At 34.5% G+C, this 19,672-nt stretch carries 12 protein-coding genes; 2 read left to right on the top strand and 10 right to left on the bottom strand.

Annotation, left to right across the window (positions count from 1 at the left end; all coding sequences use genetic code 11):
* Positions 1 to 14: 14 nt before the first annotated feature.
* Positions 15 to 1,607, top strand: coding sequence for a mechanosensitive ion channel family protein (locus CHB63_RS15140; RefSeq protein ID WP_089379331.1), 1,593 nt, complete (start codon positions 15 to 17; stop codon positions 1,605 to 1,607).
* An 82-nt stretch (positions 1,608 to 1,689) separates the two neighbouring features.
* Here CHB63_RS15140 and CHB63_RS15135 read toward each other — a convergent pair whose 3' ends face one another.
* The 7 genes from CHB63_RS15135 to CHB63_RS15105 form a co-directional block, all read right to left on the bottom strand.
* On the bottom strand, positions 1,690 to 2,676 hold the full coding sequence (locus CHB63_RS15135) for a PorP/SprF family type IX secretion system membrane protein (protein WP_089379330.1): 987 nt from the start codon (positions 2,674 to 2,676) through the stop codon (positions 1,690 to 1,692).
* A 12-nt stretch (positions 2,677 to 2,688) separates the two neighbouring features.
* Positions 2,689 to 10,755 (bottom strand): T9SS type B sorting domain-containing protein, encoded by an 8,067-nt coding sequence (locus tag CHB63_RS15130; protein WP_089379329.1) that lies wholly within the window; start codon positions 10,753 to 10,755, stop codon positions 2,689 to 2,691.
* 215 nt (positions 10,756 to 10,970) lie between these two features.
* Positions 10,971 to 11,477 (bottom strand): phage tail protein, encoded by a 507-nt coding sequence (locus tag CHB63_RS15125; RefSeq protein WP_089379328.1) that lies wholly within the window; start codon positions 11,475 to 11,477, stop codon positions 10,971 to 10,973.
* Positions 11,478 to 11,498: 21 nt separating this feature from the next.
* Positions 11,499 to 12,005, bottom strand: coding sequence for a phage tail protein (locus CHB63_RS15120; RefSeq protein ID WP_089379327.1), 507 nt, complete (start codon positions 12,003 to 12,005; stop codon positions 11,499 to 11,501).
* Between the two features lie 23 nt (positions 12,006 to 12,028).
* A complete protein-coding gene (locus CHB63_RS15115) occupies positions 12,029 to 12,541 on the bottom strand; it encodes a phage tail protein (protein ID WP_089379326.1) in 513 nt (170 codons plus the stop codon).
* 41 nt (positions 12,542 to 12,582) lie between these two features.
* Positions 12,583 to 12,939 carry a hypothetical protein gene (locus CHB63_RS15110; protein WP_089379325.1) on the bottom strand — a complete coding sequence of 119 codons (357 nt, stop codon included), beginning with the start codon at positions 12,937 to 12,939 and terminating at the stop codon, positions 12,583 to 12,585.
* A gap of 43 nt (positions 12,940 to 12,982) precedes the next feature.
* Complete coding sequence (locus CHB63_RS15105) at positions 12,983 to 13,537, bottom strand: peptidase associated/transthyretin-like domain-containing protein (RefSeq protein WP_141107325.1); 555 nt, start codon at positions 13,535 to 13,537, stop codon at positions 12,983 to 12,985.
* 238 nt (positions 13,538 to 13,775) lie between these two features.
* Here CHB63_RS15105 and CHB63_RS15100 point away from each other — a divergent pair, with 238 nt between their 5' ends.
* Complete coding sequence (locus tag CHB63_RS15100) at positions 13,776 to 15,428, top strand: dipeptidyl-peptidase 3 family protein (RefSeq protein WP_089379323.1); 1,653 nt, start codon at positions 13,776 to 13,778, stop codon at positions 15,426 to 15,428.
* 67 nt (positions 15,429 to 15,495) lie between these two features.
* Here the strand turns inward: CHB63_RS15100 and CHB63_RS15095 are convergent, their stop codons facing one another.
* The 3 genes from CHB63_RS15095 to CHB63_RS17210 all read right to left on the bottom strand — a co-directional run.
* Positions 15,496 to 17,994: a zinc-dependent metalloprotease gene (locus tag CHB63_RS15095; RefSeq protein ID WP_089379322.1), complete on the bottom strand. Its 2,499-nt coding sequence runs from the start codon at positions 17,992 to 17,994 to the stop codon at positions 15,496 to 15,498.
* Positions 17,995 to 18,168: 174 nt separating this feature from the next.
* Positions 18,169 to 18,750, bottom strand: coding sequence for a hypothetical protein (locus tag CHB63_RS15090; protein WP_141107324.1), 582 nt, complete (start codon positions 18,748 to 18,750; stop codon positions 18,169 to 18,171).
* 10 nt (positions 18,751 to 18,760) lie between these two features.
* Positions 18,761 to 19,672, bottom strand: a 912-nt coding sequence (locus CHB63_RS17210; protein WP_217898422.1) for a hypothetical protein, incomplete at its 5' end; no start/stop codon positions are given.

The raw sequence follows: 19,672 nt of genomic DNA, 5'->3' as shown, positions 1-19,672 counted from the left end.
TTAACACTATTAGAATGAAGAAAATAATTTTATTTTTTTTATTGCTTTCATCTACACTCATTGCTCAAAATGAGATTAAGGTTGATTTAAGTAATCCAAATTCAACTATTTATACGCATTTGTATTTTTTACAACCAAATTCTTATGAGCCAGCAAAATCAGCACAAACAATTTATGGTTTTGAAGGAGAAGAAGCTGAAGAAATAGCAATTAAATTAAAGAAAATACTGGATGGGAAAGGGCTGAAAGTTGATTTTTCCAAAGTTCCTAAATATGGAAAATTTTCAGATACTACTGATTATAAACTTGAAAACAGGTATGTATTATTCCCATATAGGTTGCCAGAAGTTTATGTTGAAAGGGTAGGAGGTAATTGGTATTATTCATATGAAACTACCAGCAATATTAATGCGCTTTATAAAAGTATATTCCCTTGGTATACTGAAAAATTACAACAAATAATTCCTGAAATTGGGCATAAAAAATTTTTTAAAATAGAATTATGGCAATATTTGGGGTTGCTAATTTTAGCACTTATTTGTTTTGGTTTATTTTATATTTTGAAAAAAATAGTTTATCTCATTTTGCGAAAATTGCAATTTTGGATTATTCGTAAATCTAATGATAAAATTAAATTAGCATTAAAAAAATTAACACGTCCAATTGTTTTTTTGTTATTAATTTGGTTTATTAAGAGAGAACTACCTTCATTAACATTACCATTAGATATAAACTCTGTAATATTTTTAGCATTAAATATAATGGTTACGGTTTTTTGGATTTATGTGTTCTTAAAATTAGTGAGAGTAATTGTAGATATTTATGCTGATTATGCGGAAACTACACACGGGAAATTAGATGATCAATTAGTTCCAATTTTATATAATTTTTTAAAAGGTGTAGTAATATTTGTTGGGTTTCTTAAATTACTTACTCTTTTTGGGATTGAGCCTGTAACTGTTATTGCTGGAGCTTCCATTGGAGGTATTGCTGTTGCATTGGCCTCGCAGGATACGGTAAAGAACTTGATTGGTACCGTAATGATTTTTGTTGATAAGCCATTCCATATTGGTGATTGGATTGAGGCTGGAACTGTTGTTGGAACAGTTGAAACAGTTGGGTTTAGATCCACAACTGTGAGAGCTGCAGACACTTCCGTTTTTCAAATACCTAATAGTGCTTTGTCTGAAATGGTGGTAAATAACAAAGGTTTACGTGCATTTAGAAGATATACAACCAATTTAGGAGTGCGTTATGATACACCACCTGAACTTATTGATGCTTTTGTAAAAGGAGTTAGAAAAATTATAGAATTGCATCCAGATACACGTGATGATGCTTTTAATGTTGAATTTTCAGGGTTTGGAGATTCTTCATTATTAATACTTTTGAATGTATATTTTGTTCAATTAGATTGGAATTCTGAACAAGCTTCTAAACATAGTTTACATATGAAAATTTTAGGATTAGCAGCTGATTTAGGTGTTGAATTTGCATTCCCTTCTACAACAGTTATGATAGAGCAATTTCCAGAGAAAAAAGGTTTAGCAACAAAATATAATGCTGAAGAAAAACGAATAAACGCTATTATTGATAAGATCAAATAATATTTATTAAAACAAAAAAACCAAGCAATTTGCTTGGTTTTTTTGTTTTAATAAATAAGGATAAGAATTGTTTAGAAAGTATCTATTCTTCTATTTCTTCTTCATCATCCATTTTTTGTATCTCTTCTGAGTTTTTCTTTTTCATCCAATAAAGTGGCGGCTGTCTTTTATGATCGCTTCTTTTGTTTTGACCAAGATTTAGGATGATACTAAATTCGTGTGATCCGTTATTATAATTGGATAAGTCAGAAGTAATAGCATCATAGGTATAACCTACTTTTAAGTTATCAGTTAAACGGAGTTGAAAGAGTCCTGATACGGATTCATCAATTCTGTGCGAGATTCCGAACTCCAATTTATCAAGCCATAAGATACTCGCCGAGATATCTGTAGAAAGCGGACTTCCATTTGCGCCTCTCATCATAAAAGAAGGTCTCAATTTAAAAGCATCCCCTAAATCAAAAACATAACCGGAAGAGATATAAAAAATCATTTCATCAGAAGCACTGGAAACCACCGTGCTGTTTTTATCATAATGTTTACTTTTTAAAATATTTACTGTAGATAAACTTGCAAAAAATCGGTCAGTATAATAAAATACTCCAGCTCCAATATTCGGATTAAACTCACTAATGTTTTCACTAAACAGGTTGTCATTTTCAATACCTAATTCTAATAAGTTTACATCTAAAAAGCTACCCCCTGCTTTTAAACCAAAAGCCAGTGTTGAAGATTCAGAAGGATAAATAGAATAAGAAAAATCTGCGTAAATATCTGTTTCTTTTAATACATATACTTTATCATTAACAATGGACAAACCCAATCCCACATTTTTACCTGTAGCTCCATGCAGCGATAAGGTTTGTGTTTCCGGACTTCCGGCTTCACCAGCCCATTGGCTGCGAATATTGGCCGTAGCAGTAAACAATCCGTGACTACCAGCGTAGGCAGGATTGATTAAGCTAAAGTTATTATAGTATTGCGTATATAAAGGATCTTGTTGCGCATTACTTTTTAGAATTACTAAAAAAGCACTTACAATTACGAGTTGTTTTAATATATTTTTCATTTGATTTTTTTCTTAATAATTGATGTATACCCAACCTTTAACAATTTTACTACCGCCATTAATACTTAGTACATAAAAGTACGGAGCAGCAGGGAGTCGTCTTTCCTTTTTGTTTCCAATACCATCCCAATAGTTTTGATATGCATTGGATTCATACACCATATTTCCATAGCGATTATAAATTTGAATACTATTGTTAGGATGTTTATGTAATCCTGCAATAATAAATTCATCATTTGTTCCATCTCCATTAGGAGAGAATCCTCTTGGGATTTCTAGTTCACCTTCATCGCAAATATCTCCAATTCCATTTCTGTCTAAATCTGCCTGATTTGAGTTTGAAACTGTTGGACAATTATCTATTGAATTATCAACGCCATCACCATCAAGATCATTATCACATGCATCAGCAATTAAATCATTGTCTAAATCATCAGAAGTAAAGGTTACCAATGCCATTTCAGATGTGCTGTTACCAGCATTGTCTGTAACAGTTAATGTTACAGTATGATCATCTAACGTTGGACAATTAAAGGTTGTGATATCTAAACTCATAGAAGCGATACCGCAAGCATCAAAACTTCCATCATCAATATCTTGAGCAGCTATTGTTGCATTTCCATTACTATCTAACTCAACAGAAATATTTTGAGTAATTACAAGCGGATCAGTACTATCTTCAATAGTAATTGTAGTTGTACAAGTATCACTATTGCCGTTCGTATCAGTTACTGTTAAAGTAACCAAATTGTCACCAACATCATTACAATCAAAAGAGTCTTTATCAATTTCTATGGAAGCAATTTCGCAATTATCAGAACTTCCATTATTTATATCATCAACTGAAATAGTTGCACTTCCTGTATCATCTAAAGCTAAACTAAACGGAGCTACACAACTTGTAATAGGCATCACAGTGTCTACAATTGTTACAGTGGCAGAAGTATTGGCACTGTTACCATGAATATCCGTAGCAGATAATGTTACAATATTTTCACCCACAGAACTACAATCAAAAGAACTAACATTAATACTCATAACATCAATACCACAATTATCCAAAGAACCATTATCAATGTCAGCAAAAACGATGTTTGCAACACCATCAGCGTCTAATTCAACAGTTATATTTTGCGCAATTACAGTAGGCGCACTATTATCTTCAACAGTTACAATTGCATCAGCACTTGCACTATTTCCATTTACATCGGTAACTGTAAGTATCACATTATTTTCACCAATGTTAGTACAATCAAATGTTGTGGTATCTAAAACTAAACTTTCAATTTCACAATTGTCAAAAGAACCGTAGTTTATGGCATCAACTGAAATAGTTGCGTTTCCATCAGCATCCAATTGTACAGTAATATTTTGTGTAATTACAGTAGGAGCAAGGTTGTCTTCAACAGTAACCACAGCATTTTCACTTGTACTATTTCCATTCACATCAATAACAGTTAAGGAAACCGTATTTTCTCCAATGTTAGCACAATCAAAAGTAGTAATGTCTAATGCTAAAGAAGCTATTTCACAATTGTCAGTTGAACCATTATCAATTTCTTCAGGAGTAATTGTTGCATTTCCATCAGCATCTAGTTCCACAGAAATATTTTGAGTTATTACAGTAGGAGTATTATTATCTTCAACAGTTACAATTGCATCAGCACTTGCGCTATTTCCGTTCACGTCAGTAACGGTTAAGGAAACCGCATTTTCACCTACGTTAGTACAATCAAAGTCTGTAATGTCTATAGCTAATGTTTCAATTTCACAATTATCAAAACTACCATTATCAATGTCAGCAACAACAATACTTGCAGCACCATCTTCATCTAATTCAATAGTTATATTTTGTACTAATACATTAGGAGCAGCGGTTTCTAAAACTGTTACAGTTGCAAAACAACTGGATTTATTTCCTCCACCATCTCTAACTATCAATTCAATTTGATTTTCTCCTATAAAAGAACAGTCTAACGTTTGTTCTGTAAAATACTGTGTGTTATTAATTTTAAATCCTAAAGCTAGGGCTATACAATTATCGGTTGAGCCATTGTCTATATCTTTTGGAGCTATCTTAACCTCTCCATTTTCATCTAACTCTAAAGTAAGGTTTTTACAAACTGCTGTTGGTGGAATGTTGTCTTTTACGGAAACAATTGCATCCTCTGATGCTACATTACCATTAACATCTGTTACGGTTAAAGTAACTGTGTTTTCTCCAAAATCTGCACAAGTAAAAGTATTTGGAAAAACTGTTATTGAAGCTATTTCACAAGAATCTGAAGAGCCATTATTAACAGCAGAAGCGCTTAAAGTTGCTTGTCCATTTTCATTTAAATAAACTGTACTATTTTGAGTAACAACCGTTGGAGGTATATTATCTTCTACAGTAACATCTTCAGAGACACTAGATGTGCATCCGTTAGTATTTGTAAATGTATAGGTAATAGTAATAATTCCTTCACCCGATATACTTGAATCAAAAGTATAAGTTAATCCATTACCATCATCTGTAACACCTGGGCCAGAATAAACGCCTCCGGCTGGAGATCCTCCTCCAAGGTCAGTTGATATTGTGTTAGGGCAATATGGACTAGCTGGCGCTGTAAATGTTACAACTGGTAAAGCAAATACCTCTAAATTGTCCGAGGCACTGCTAATACAAGTATTTCCATCAGTATAAGTATAGGTTATAGTATGTGTTCCAACACCAGCTGCTGCCGGGTCAAAACTATAGGTCATTCCATTTCCATCATCAGTAATTCCTGATCCTGAGTAAACTCCCATATCTTCTGCAATAGTTCCTTCAATTGGTGTTCCACCACCTAGTCCAGCTTGTACACCTGCATCAACACACAAGTCAGATGGAGCAGTAAAAGCAACAACTGGTAAAGCAAATACCTCTAAATTGTCCGTTGCACTACTAATACAAGTATTTCCACCAGTATAAGTATAGGTTATAGTATGTATTCCAACACCAGCTGTCGCTGGGTCAAAGCTATAGGTCATTCCGTTACCATCATCGGTAACTCCTGGTCCTGAGTAAACTCCCATATCTCCTGTAACAGTTCCTTCAATTGGTGTTCCACTACCCAGACCAACTTGTACACCTGCGTCTATACAAAGATTTGCTGGAGCTGTAAATGTAACAGTTGGTAAAGCAAATACCTCTATGTTATCTGATACACTAGCTGTACATCCATTAGTATCAGTAAATGTATATGTTAGCATATGTGTTCCAACACCAGCTGCTGCCGAGTCAAAACTATAGGTCATTCCATTTCCATCGTCGGTAACACCAGGTCCTGAATATACACCACCCATTGGCGTTCCGCCACCAAGGCCAGTTTGTACTCCTGCATCAATACAAAGATCAGCAGGTGCAGTAAAAGTTACGGTTGGTAAAACAAATACTTCAATATCATCAGAAGCAGAATTTGAACATCCATTTCCATCTGTAAAATCATAAGTAATTGTATGAATTCCAACTCCAGCTGCTGCTGGATCGAAACTATAGGTCATTCCGTTTCCATCGTCGGTAACACCAGATCCTGAATAAACACCTCCTGTTGAAGTTCCACCACTCAGTCCAGCTTGAACTCCAGCGTCTATACAAAGATCTGAAGGGGCTATAAAAGTTACAGTTGGTAAAGAAAATACTTCTACACCATCAGAAGCAGAATTTGAACATCCATTTCCATCTGTAAAATTGTATGTTATTGTATGAACTCCAACTCCAGCTGCTGCTGGATCGAAACTATAGGTCATTCCGTTTCCATCGTTGGTAACACCAGGTCCTGAATAAACACCTCCTGTTGAAGTTCCACCACCCATTCCAGCTTGAACTCCAGCGTCTATACAAAGATCTGGAGGGGCTGTAAAAGTTACCACTGGTAAAGCAAATACTTCTACACCATCAGAAGCAGAATTTGAACATCCGTTTCCATCTATAAAGTTGTATGTTATTGTATGAACTCCTACTCCTGCGGCTGCCGGGTCAAAACTATATGTCATTCCATTTCCATCGTCGGTAACACCAGGTCCTGAGTATACACCACCCATTGGCGTTCCGCCACCAAGGCCAGTTTGTACTCCTGCATCAATACAAAGATCAGCAGGTGCAGTAAAAGTTACGGTTGGTAAAGCAAATACTTCAATATCATCAGAAGTAGAATTTGAACATCCATTGACATCTGTAAAAGTATAAGTTAGCGTATGTGTTCCAACACCAGTTGTTGCAGGGTCAAAACTATAGGTTGTTCCATTTCCATCATCAGTAACACCAGGTCCTGAATAAACTCCTCCTGAAGCAGTTGCCCCACCAAGTCCAGCTTGTACCCCTGCATCAACACAAAGATCAGAAGGTGCGGTAAAAGTTACAGTTGGCAATCCGAAAACTTCAACATTATCTGACTCACTCCCTGAGCATCCATTAGTATTGGTAAAAGTATAAGTAATTGTATGTGTTCCAACACCAGCTGCTGCTGGGTCAAAACTATAAGTTGTTCCATTTCCATCGTCAGTAACACCAGGTCCTGAATAAACACCACCAGTTGAAGTTCCTCCGCCAAGACCAGCTTGTACGCCTGCGTCAAGACATAGATCTGCGAGTGCAGTAAAAGTTACCACTGGTAAAGTAAATACTTCTACATCATCAGAAGCAGAATTTGAACATCCATTGGTATCGGTAAAAGAATATGTAATTGTGTGAACTCCAACACCGGCAGCAGCTGGGTCAAAACTATAGGTTGTGCCATTTCCATCGTCGGTAACACCAGGTCCTGAGTATACACCACCCGTTGGCGTTGCTCCCCCTAGTCCAGCTTGTACGCCTGCATCGAGACAAAGATCTGGAAGAGCAGTAAAAGTTACGGTTGGTAAAGCAAATACTTCTAAACTATCAGAAGCAGAATTTGAACATCCATTTCCATCTGTAAAGTTGTATGTTATTGCATGAACTCCTACTCCAGCTGCTGCTGGGTCAAAACTATAGGTTGTTCCATTTCCATCATCAGTAACACCAGGTCCTGAATAAACACCTCCTGATGGAGTTGCTCCACCAAGACTAGTTTGCACACCTGCATCAACACAAAGATCTGCTGGGGATGTAAAAGTTAAAGTTGGTAATCCGAAAACTTCAACATTGTCATTTGCTGATCCTGAACATCCGTTTCCATCTGTAAAATTGTATGTTATTGCATGAACTCCTACTCCAGCTGCTGCAGGGTCAAAACTATAAGTTGTTCCATTTCCATCATCGGTAACACCAGATCCTGAGTATATTCCACCCGTTGGCGTGCCGCTACCAAGACCAGTTTGTACACCTGCATCGAGACAAAGATCTGGAAGGGCAGTAAAAGCTGCCACTGGCAGTGCAAACACTTCTATGTTATCGGTTAAAGGAGTTCCGTTTGTGTATGTTAAGGTATGTACACCTAGGCCAGCTGCTGCAGGGTCAAAACTATATGTTGTTCCATTACCGTCATCTGTAACTCCAGGTCCTGAATAAACTCCACCTGATGGTGTTCCTCCACTAAGTGAAGTTTGTACCCCAGCATTTAAACAGAAATCATTAGGGGCTTCAAAGGATGAAACAATTAAACTACAACTTGAATAAGCTGCAGGATTGTAAGGTGTAGTATCATTAAAAATCCAATATTGAATATCGTTGAAAATTGCAGCAAGTTCGACAGGTGTTCCTGAAATAGGAGCACCACCTGGAACTAGAGAGCAATCAAATTGCCAGTTATCAACTTCAGTTTCCGTATTATGAAGTCTCACAGCATTTGTGCCATTGGTAAGTTGATCGGGAAGTGCAGATGTATTTCCATCGCTATTTGATCCATCCCAATTCCCATCAGATGTTCCTGTTATTGCCGAAGTATGAATTCCAGCAATAAATGTTGGACTTGCAGAAGACCCTTGGTAAGCAAATAATTGATCACCTAAATTTGAGAATGAAACGCCAATAGAATTTCCTTGAAGTTCAATTACAGTCCCTGCCGATTGATCGGTTGCAGAAAACCATGTATAACTTGAATCACTCACGCCGTTACAGCTTATAGTGTTTGGGTCTGTAACTCCACAATCTGTAAATGTTATATTAGTTCCTGCCAAGATGTTTTTTAATAAAACAAAAGCGAAAGAATCATCACCATCTTGATTAATACCTATAAAAGCAATGTCTCCAGCAACTAATGTTGTTGCTACTATATTGTTTACAGTTAAATCTATCGTACAAGTTGCAGTATTACCAGCCTCATCAGAAACATATAATGTTACAGTGGTTACACCAGCTGTAATAGTTGTACCAGCTGAAGGTGATTGTATAATTGTTAAATTAGGTATAGTTGTAACATCATCGGTTGCAATTACAGCAGTTGTTAAATCAGGTACGCTGGTATTTCCTGATGTGTCAGCAGTAATATCTGCTGGTGTTGGACCACAGTCTGAAATTACAGGAGATGTTGTATCGCCAGAAATAACAACACTAAATGAGCAACCACTATTGTAAGTCGGTGAATATTCTGTAGTATCGTTATGAATCCAATAGGCAAGATTATTTATTGTTGCTGCAATATTAGCAGGTGTTCCCGTAAGAGGAGCACCCCCTGGAACTAGAGAACAATCAAATTGCCAGTTATCAACTTCAACTTCCGAATTATGTAATCTAATGGCATTTACTCCATTTATAAGCTGATTAGGAAGTGCTGATTCATCATTAGTAGTGTTTTGACCATCCCAATCAGCATCATTGGTTCCACTTTCTATATTACTATGAATACCAGCAATAAAAGTGGGTGTTGAAGAAGTCCCTTGATAGGCAAATATTTGATCTCCTATGGAAGCCAGTGTGCTTCCTGTAATAAAACTACCTGGTAAAGTAATTACATCACCTGCTGTACCAGCAGAGGATGAGTACCAAGTTGCGGTACCTTCACCAGTTCCAGCACAACTTATTGTGTTTGGATTTGTAATTCCACAATCTGTAAATCGAATATGTGTTCCTGCAATAATATCTTTTAAAAGAATAAATGCAAAAGAATCTGTTCCGTCCAAATTAAAACCAACAAAAGCGATATCTCCAGCACTTAAAGTAGTTGAAGCTGGTTCGTTTACAGTTACGTTAATTGCACAAGTATCCGTGTTTCCAGCTTCATCTGTTGCTGTTAAAATCACAGTATGAACACCTGAACTCACTATTGTTCCCGCTGCAGGAGATTGGGTAATTATTATCGCTCCTGGAGCTGAAATGTCATCCGTAGCGGTAGTTCCAGTTACTAAGTTTGGAATGGTTGCTGTTCCACTATTTCCTGCTGTAATTGGGCCAGGAGTAGGAGCACAAGTAATAACTGGATCTGTAGTATCAGAACCAACTATTACAGTTATACTACATCCTGCTTCAGCCGGAGGGTTATAACCGGAAGATGTATTCGTATTCCAATTAGATGCATTATGTAAAATTGCCCTTATTTGAGCTGGTGTACCAGAAATTGGATTGCTACCTGCTATTGCGCAACTAAATTGAAAATTATCTTCTTCCAAACCTGAAGGATTCCCAACAAGACGAACAGCAGTATCTCCGGTAGTTAATGTATTTGGTAAATGAGATTCATCGTTATTGTCTGACACATTGTCCCAATTTGAATCTCCAGTTCCAGGTTCAATATTAAAATGTAACCCTGCTATAAATGTTGGAGATGCAATACTTCCTTGAATGGCAAATAATTGATCTCCACTAATAGAATATACACCACTATTACTTAATACACCACTTGAAAGATCAATAGTAATAATATCACCTGCAGATCTAGGTATGCCAGAAGTCCAGGTAAACTCTCCGTCGCCGGCTACATTCGTAAATCCAGAGGTATCATTCCATCCTCTATCAGTAAAAATAATTGTAGTAGCAGCGTCGATATCCTTTAAAAGTACAAAAGTGGCATTATCATTTGTGGTACTTCCGGAATCGGTATTACTTCCTATAAAAGCGATATCCCCTGGCGCTAGAACCGTTTGTGCATGTCCAATTAGGCTAAATATTATTAGCGCTACAAATAATGTAATTTTTTTCATAGTATTAGTTTGTAAGTATTTTAATTGGGGTATTTATGCTTTTAAATTTAATAGGATTTCTAAATATGACTAATTATAATGCAATTGGAATTTAGTAAGTAAAAGCCCGTAATTGAAAAAAATACATTACGGAGCTATTTGTAGAAAATCTCTACTGTATAAAACAAATTACCTTCTTAAATAAATCCACATTGATTGTATTTTTAAGCTTAATATTAACTTCTCGAAGGGTATTGTCCGTCAAGCGATATAATAAAATTCACACATTGAAATGGTTGAATATTATTAATAGGTTGAGAACTACCAGTATTTGAAACTGCTGCATTATTCATATTCACATCAGAAGTAGTTCCAAATGCTTGAGTTCCAGAACCAGCAATAAAGTTTCCGTTTGGATCGTCAGTATTACCTTCTTCTCCAGCTTTAAGGCCATGGTTATGAGAAGGCATTTGCGTAATATTTAACGTGTTAGTTTCGGTACCACCTCTTTGCCCAAGCCTTCGAGATGTTAACCCAGGTCCGTGGCCAGTGTGCATTGGAGCCCTACTTCTTAAATCGGGTAAAGCAAAAGTGGTTCTGCCATCTCCACCATACGTTGTACCTATAATTGAAAATAAGGCTGTATTTTGCGCTATTGGCATTAGTTGTCCGTTACAAAATGCCCAGCCTCTTGGAGCAAAATTTGACCCGAACATAATAATATCTCCTATATATGGTTCCATAGTTTTTCTATTTTTAAATTGTTAGCTTCGTGAAGGAAAAGTTCCTTGAAGTGCTATTATAAAATTGATACATAAAAATGGTTGAAGATTATTTACCTGTTGACCATTTCCAGTATTAGTAATTGCAGTGTTATTCATATTTACATCAGAAGTAGTTCCAAATGCTTGAGTACCACTTCCTGCAATGAAATTTCCATTGGGATCATCGGTATTACCTTCCTCTTTAGCACGTAAGCCGTGATTATGTGGTGGTAGTTGGGTTACATTTAATATATTTGTTTCTGTACCGCCTTTTTGTCCTAGAGTTCTAGATGATAGTCCATTACCATGACCTGGGTGCATGGGTACTCTTCCTCTTAAGTCGGGTAAAGCAAAGGATGTTCTTCCATCACCACCGTAAGTGGTTCCAAGTAAAGAATATAGCGATTGGTTTTGGTTTATTGGCAATATTTGACCTTCACAAAAGGCCCAGCCTCGCGGGGCAAAATTACCCGCAAACATTATTATTTGTGCTAAAAATGGTTCCATATTTAATTTTTTTATAGTTATTATTAACTTCTTGAAGGATATACGCCAAAAAGTGCAATTACGAAATTTGCACACTCAAATGGCTGCATGTTATTTACTGGTAGTCCTCCTCCAGTATTTGATATAGCTGTATTATTCATTGTTGCATCTGAAGCGGTACCAAAAGATTGAGTACCAGATCCAGCAACAACGTTTCCGTTAGGGTCATCAGTATTTCCTTCTTCTTTAGCCCGTAGGCCATGATTATGAGAAGGAAGTTGATTTGTGGTTAAATAGTTTTGTTCTAGTCCACCTTTTTGCCCGAGTCTTCGTGGTGTTAAACCTGGTCCATTGCCAGGATGCATAGGCAATCTACCTCTTAAATCGGGCAATCCAAAAGTGGTACGACCGTCACCTCCGTAAATTGTACCTAAAATAGAAAATAAAGCGTCATTTTCTGAAACAGCCATTAACTGTCCATTGCAAAATGCCCAGCCGCTTGGGGCAAAATTACCTGTGAACATTTCAATTTGTCCTACAAATGGGTTTGCACTCATAATTTTTGTTTTTTTTAATTAATAATTTAATTTGCAAATATTTACTTAATAACAAGCTCAGGCAATGAAATTGAAATCATTGTTCCGTTTGAAGTTGAAAGCGTACAAGTACCATACATATCTACAACTGCGGTTAGTTCCCCACCACCTTCATACCTATAATAAGCTTCCACTGTGCTTGTTCTTACCAATACTCCCCAAGTTTCAGTGACGGTAGGGTAGCCAGGAATTTTATGATCGCCTAGATCAATAAAGGCCATTTCTCCAATTCCAGGAATGCTTAAATAGCAATTCCCTTGTTTAGTGAATGTTGCAGCATCTCCTTTTGCGTTGATAACTTTATTACCATTGGCCATTATTGCCCAGGTGTAGTTGTTTTTAATGTTTAATGTGTACATAGCGTTATTAATTTTAGTTAGTAATTAATTATATCTTCAATATTTATATTGATATGTTAAAAGTTACTTTCGAAAAATTTGAATAATTTTCTTTAATAGGAAGTAATTTTTCCCTTAATTTATTATTCTCTTCCCAGTGTTTTCCAGTAATATGAGCTCCAAAATCGTTTACCAACAATTCAGTAAAATAAGTAGTACTGTTATTTGATACTTTAAAATAGATTCTAGGCATTTTGCCATTTTCTCTGTTTGGAAAGTCCGTAACAAAATTATATTCACCATTATTGTTGGTTGTTAATTTTGCATGATGTTTGTATTTATTAGAATTTGGTGATAAGTGCCAAACTTCTATTGTTGTACTAGGAAGTGTAAATGTTCCTGTGTTATCGTAAATTTTTCCTTTTACAGTTATATGCTTACCAAATATTGAAGACTTTCTTAAATCAGTAGTTTCTTCAGCATAAGGATTATACCCTTCAAAAGGGCTATCATCACTAGTAAAAGTATTTGCAAATGTTGTTGAAGAAAATATGGCTACACCCGTGGTTGCTATTGCGGATTTTCGCAAAAACAACCTTCGGGAAGGTATGTTTTTCATTTTAAAATAGGTTAGTTAGCGAAGTAAATGTAATAAAAGTTACATAAGAATGCAAATCATTAATTGTATTTATTCAAATAAAATGCGTTAAAAATTAAGAATAGACTAAAAAAATAATTAAAAGATTAAATAGTCTTTAATATGTGATTAATAAAATTTATTTATACCAATCTATTTTTATGAGTACTATCTCCCATATTTTTTCCTTAATTTTAATACTTTAATTTAAATTATAATCATGAAAAAAATAATAGTTTTAATTGCTGTAATTATATTAGTTTCTTGCAAAGAAAATAAAGAAGCGCGTAAACCAGTAAAACAGGTAACAGTAGAAAATAATCATACTGAAATGAGTGCAAATCTTAATAAGTACGTTTCATTTAAATTAACTTCAGATACAAGTGTTTTAAGTGAAAACGAACAAAAAATGTTGCCGATTTTAATTAAGGCAGCTAATAAAATGAATGAATTATTTTGGTATGAAGCTTATGGAGATAAAAGTGAGTTATTATCAAAAATTGAAGATGAAGAAACTAAAAAATTTGTTGAGATAAATTATGGTCCTTGGGATAGATTAGCAGGGAACGCACCTTTTGTTGAAGGAATTGGTGAAAAACCAGCAGGAGCAAATTACTATCCAAGTGATATTACAAAAGAAGAATTTGAAAATTTTGCTGATGAAAGTAAATCTAGTTTATACACTTTTGTTAGAAGAAATGAAGATGGAAGTTTAAAAGCAATTCCATATCACAAACAATTTGAAGCTCAGGTTAAAGAAGTTTCATCATTATTATTAGAGGCTTCAAAATTAGCTGAAGATGCAGGGTTGAAAAAATATTTAGAATTGCGTTCTCAAGCATTTTTAGATGATAAATACCAGGCAAGTGATTTTGCCTGGATGGAGATGAAAACCAATAGATTGGATATTGTAATTGGCCCAATTGAAACTTATGAAGATCAATTATTTGGAAATAAAGCATCACATGAAGGTTATGTGTTAATTAAGGATATGGTTTGGAGTAAAAAATTAGAAAAATTCGCACAATTTTTACCAGAATTACAAGTTGGATTACCAGTTGATGAGGCATATAAACAAGAAACCCCAGGTACAGATTCTGAATTAAATGCTTATGATGTGGTTTTTTATGCAGGTGATTGCAATGCAGGTAGTAAAACCATTGCTATTAATTTACCAAATGATGAAGAGGTTCAGTTAAAAAATGGATCTAGAAGATTGCAATTAAAGAATGCAATGCGTGCTAAATTTGATAAAATTTTGATGCCAATTTCAGAAAGTTTAATTGATGAAAGTCAAAGAAAGCATATTACTTTTGATGCATTTTTTGCAAATACAATGTTTCATGAAGTTGCACATGGTTTAGGAATAAAAAACACCATTAATAATAAAGGAACAGTTAGAAGTTCATTAAAAGAATTGGCTTCTGCTTTAGAAGAAGGAAAAGCGGATGTTTTAGGATTGTATATGGTGCAGCAATTGCATAAAAAAGGAGAATTGGAGGGTGATATGAAAGATTATATGACCACTTTTATGACGAGTATTTTTCGTTCTATACGTTTTGGAGCTTCAAGCGCACATGGGAAAGCAAATATGATTCGGTTTAATTTCTTTAAAGAAAAAGAAGCTTTTACCAAAAATGAAGACGGAACTTATAAAGTGAATTATGATAAAATGGAAGGAGCAATGAAAGATTTATCCAGCTTAATTTTAACTTTACAAGGAAATGGTGATTATGATGGTGTAGCAAATTTAGTAGCCGAAAAAGGAGTGATTTCAGAAGATTTACAAAGTGATTTAGATAAGTTAAGTAAAGCTAATATTCCAGTTGATGTTATTTTTGAACAAGGTGTTGAAGTGTTAGGTTTAAAATAAGACTTTATTAAATTAAAAAGAGCCTCCAATCGGAGGCTCTTTCTGTTTCCAAAAAAATCAATCAATATTATTTTGGATTTAATATAGCATCAATACGTTTTGCAATATCTTGTAAATGATATTTTTTAGTGGTATTACTTGTTGCTGCTGCCGCTCTTTGCGCATCTCTTTTAAGTCTGTTTAACTCTCCACGGACAACAGGAATAATATCCGATTGTTTTACTTTAACTGTTGTAGTTTTAACATAACTTGATTGTCTTGTAGATTTTTTTACATCTTTAGCAGTCATTAAAGAACCTAACTTTTCAATATGTGCTCTTTGTAGATTTCTTCTGTAGGTATCAATAGTTTTACCAGTACGTAATTCAGACCAAATTCCATTACGTAAATCAGACATCATAGCTATTAATGTATAGGCCTCATATCCATTTAGAGTTTCATTTTCAATCATACGAGTCATTCGCCCCAAATCAAGAATATTGTTTAATGTTTTAACTTGTAAATCTCCAATTCTTTCTGTAATTCCAGAAAATTCTGTTCTACCAATTATATCTTTATCAATTAACCAAGTTGGTGTTTTAAACAATTCATTATTAATGAATTTTAAACAGTTTTTTTGATGCTTTTTATCAACGTGAGCATATACATTTCCTTCTTGATCGGATGTTTTATAATTTTCATAAACACCACCAATGTTTGAAGAAACATGTCCCATATATCTATTGTACTGAGAAATTACATGTCCATACATAGATTTTAAATCATCATAATTTTCACCCTTTTCAGAAGTCCAATCTATTAAATTAGGCACTATACGCTTTAAGTTAGCAATACCATAAGTACTTGCTTTTATGGCGTCATTTCCCAAATCTTCAGTTTGAGAACTTGGATCAACAACTCCACCAGCTTGTTGATGTCCAAAACGATACCAAGAATCACCTGCGTGTTCTAAAATCCAATTATCTAATGTTTCTTTTTCGTCTTCAGCAGTTTCTGCATCTAAAATTGGACGGTATCCCCATTTTGCAGCATATTTATCATAAACACCAATATTTGGCATCATTGCAACATCTTTATCTCCTGGCTGAGCAACATAATTAAAACGTGCATAATCCATTATTGAAGGTGCGGTTCCATATTTTTTAGTGAAGGTTGCAGATCTTAATGAGTCAACAGGATACGCTGAACTACTTCCCATATTATGAGGAAAACCTAACGTATGACCAACTTCATGTGAAGAAACAAATTTGATCAATTCACCCATAACTTCATCTTTAAATCCAACACGTTGAGCATCTGGATTTATAGCTGCGGTTTGAACAAAATACCATCCTTGTAATAAACTCATTACATTGTGATACCAATTGATATCCGATTCTAATATTTCACCAGAACGAGGATCACTAACGTGTGGTCCGTTTGCATTTGGAATAGGAGAAGCTAAATATCTTACAACTGAATATCTAACATCTTCCGGACTCCATTCTGGATCTGCTTCTTTAGTTGGAGGGTCTTTTGCAATAATGGCATTTTTAAAACCAGCAGCTTCAAAAGCTACTTGCCAATCTTCAATACCTTGTTTAATAAATGGCCTCCATTTTTCTGGAGTTGCTCGGTCTATATAATAAACAATTTGTTTTTTAGGTTCAACAAGTTCACCTTTCTTAAATTTTTCTAAATCTTCATCTTTTACTTCTAATCTCCAGCGATCTAAAAAGGTTACTTTTTCGCTTTTTTGAGCTTCAGAACCATAGTCTGTTTGACTTGTGGTAAACCATCCAACGCGTTCATCAAATATTCTACGTTTCATAGGTTCTTTAGGTAATAATATCATAGAATTACTCATTTCAACTGAAACTGTACCTGTACTTGAGTTTGACGGTGGAGCAGAAGCGGCATATGTTTTTACATGACGAACTTCAATATTTAAAGGGTATGAATTAAAACTATCTATAAAAGATTTATTAGCTTCTAATCGGGTTATTTTGTAACCTTTTCTTACATATTCTGGTAATCCCAGAGCTTTAACATCCGTAGAAAATAATTCTGTTGCATCTATAACAGTTGCGGTTTTATCATCAGAAAAAGCTTTTATTGGAAATGTAAAAAGAACAGGTTCAAAATTGGAATTTACTACTGCCTCATGAACAGGTAATTCTTCATCTGCAACAATTTTATGAGACACCACACGTAATAAAATTTTCTTATCCTTTTTTTGCCATCTCAATACTTGAACATTTGCTTTTTGACCCCCAAAACTTCTATTATTGGAAGTGTTTTTTGCAATTCGAGTAACCATTAACATTTCTCTTTTAAGCAATGAATCCGGAATTTCAAATAGATATTTATCATCTACAAAATGAATTTTAAATAAACCTTCATCGGTTTTAGCTTCTTTTGTAACAACTTTGCTATAAGGCTCTATTGCTCCTTTTTTTGGTTTAGGAGGTGTTGGTTTAACGGTTGCTTCTTTCTCTTTCTTTCTCTTTCGTTGGGCATCGGCCGTAGTTGTAATACCTATAATTAACAAAAGTGTTAATAGGCCTGTTAAGAAATGTTTATTCATAAATAATAGTTAATTTGATTGAAAAAATAATTTTTCTAAATTATTAAAAAGAAGTCTAAAAAACCTTAATTATATGTTAAAGAAAAAACCGTTTTATGTATAACAAAACGGTTTTTATAATTAATGATTTGAAATATATAACTCAAAATTAAGTAAGTTTCAAATATTCTAATTTCACTCTTTTTTGGGTACTTGTATTTTTTTTTCCTGTTCTCTAAAATAGGCGATATAACCAACAATTTCTTTTGTGCGTCGTAAATAGTCCTCAAAAATATCTGGGCGGTAGATATTAGGTTTTCCATTTTCAATTGTTGTTATTTTAGGGTCGAAAAAAGCGTAAGTATAAAAAGCTCCTACTACCAATTTATCAGATGGTATTACCTTATCGTATGCATAAATATATTGTAATATATGTTCTTTATTTGCGGGATATATATTTAATAATTGCCAGACAGCCTTTTGAAATTCGGATTTTGAAAGGCTTTCCTTCACATCTTCATAGGTGTATAATTCTTTATAGACTTCAGAACGATAATTTGGCTCATTAATAAGCCTCATAGCTTCCTTGCTAAAAATCATCTGATCACCACTAACAATTACACCTGGAGTTTGAAGTTGTTCTATCCATTCTTTTACAGCTATTTCATTTTCATTAATTATTTGGGCTTGTTCAGCTGTAATAGTTATTTTTTTTTCAACTGTTTTATTCTGCCCGATAATTATATTACTTAAAAATGTTAAGCAAACTATTAACAATATATTCTTTTTAATTTTGACTAACATAGTTGGATTTGTTTTTTTCTACAATATTAAGTTTTTCTGAAATACTATTTAATTTAGAGGTTAAATCATCAAATTTTTTATCAAAATTTTGTTGTTGTTTTTCAATTGATTTAACATTTTTACTCCAATCTCCATTATGCACCCCAACAACAGTATTTACCATTTTAGGGCCTTTATTTGAGTTATTTTCCCAAGATCTTCCTACAGCTAAGACATAATTTTCAGCATTCATTTCTTCTGGGTGAATTGCAATTCCATAACCCTTAATTTGTGGGTTAGCCACAATATAATCTCCTGATTGAACCGCCCCCATTACTTTTACAGGTACTTGCCCCATAAAAGCAATATTATTCCCTTTATATTCTTCACCTTCTTTAGGAGCATTTCCTAGAATAATAGGTTTATGAGAAACAACCATAATCTGTTGAACATTTTCTAAATCTCTTGTTATTTTACCCCCTTTGACAGCTACAATATCTCCTGCAGTCAAATACTCATTTGCATTTAAACGCTCTAACCACTCCGCATAATCCCCATTTCCAGAAGAATATTCTACACCTATTTTGTTGAATGCATCTACTAAATTTGTAATTTCCACTATCCCCGAGGTCATGCCGTCTAGTAAATCTATCCCAACAAAACTAGACATTACATTTAATAAATAGACATTATCTAAAACTGTATTATCTCTAAAATCTTGGGTAGATTGTGCTCTGATTGTTCCAGTAGTTCTGCCATCTTTATCCTGAAATGTGATGTATTGATTTTCCTTTGATAAGGAGTTGTTTACGGTTGTAACTGTAAAATTCGGTATTGTTAAACTTGGTAATCCTCCAGTTGGTATGTTTGGAATTCTTGGGATTACATTTGGAATTGCAGGTAATATTGGAATTTC

This window comes from Lutibacter flavus (genome assembly GCF_900188355.1).
Classification (GTDB): domain Bacteria; phylum Bacteroidota; class Bacteroidia; order Flavobacteriales; family Flavobacteriaceae; genus Lutibacter; species Lutibacter flavus.
The sequence above is the reverse complement of the archived record's forward strand: the minus strand, read 5'-3'. Positions and strand labels throughout refer to the sequence as shown.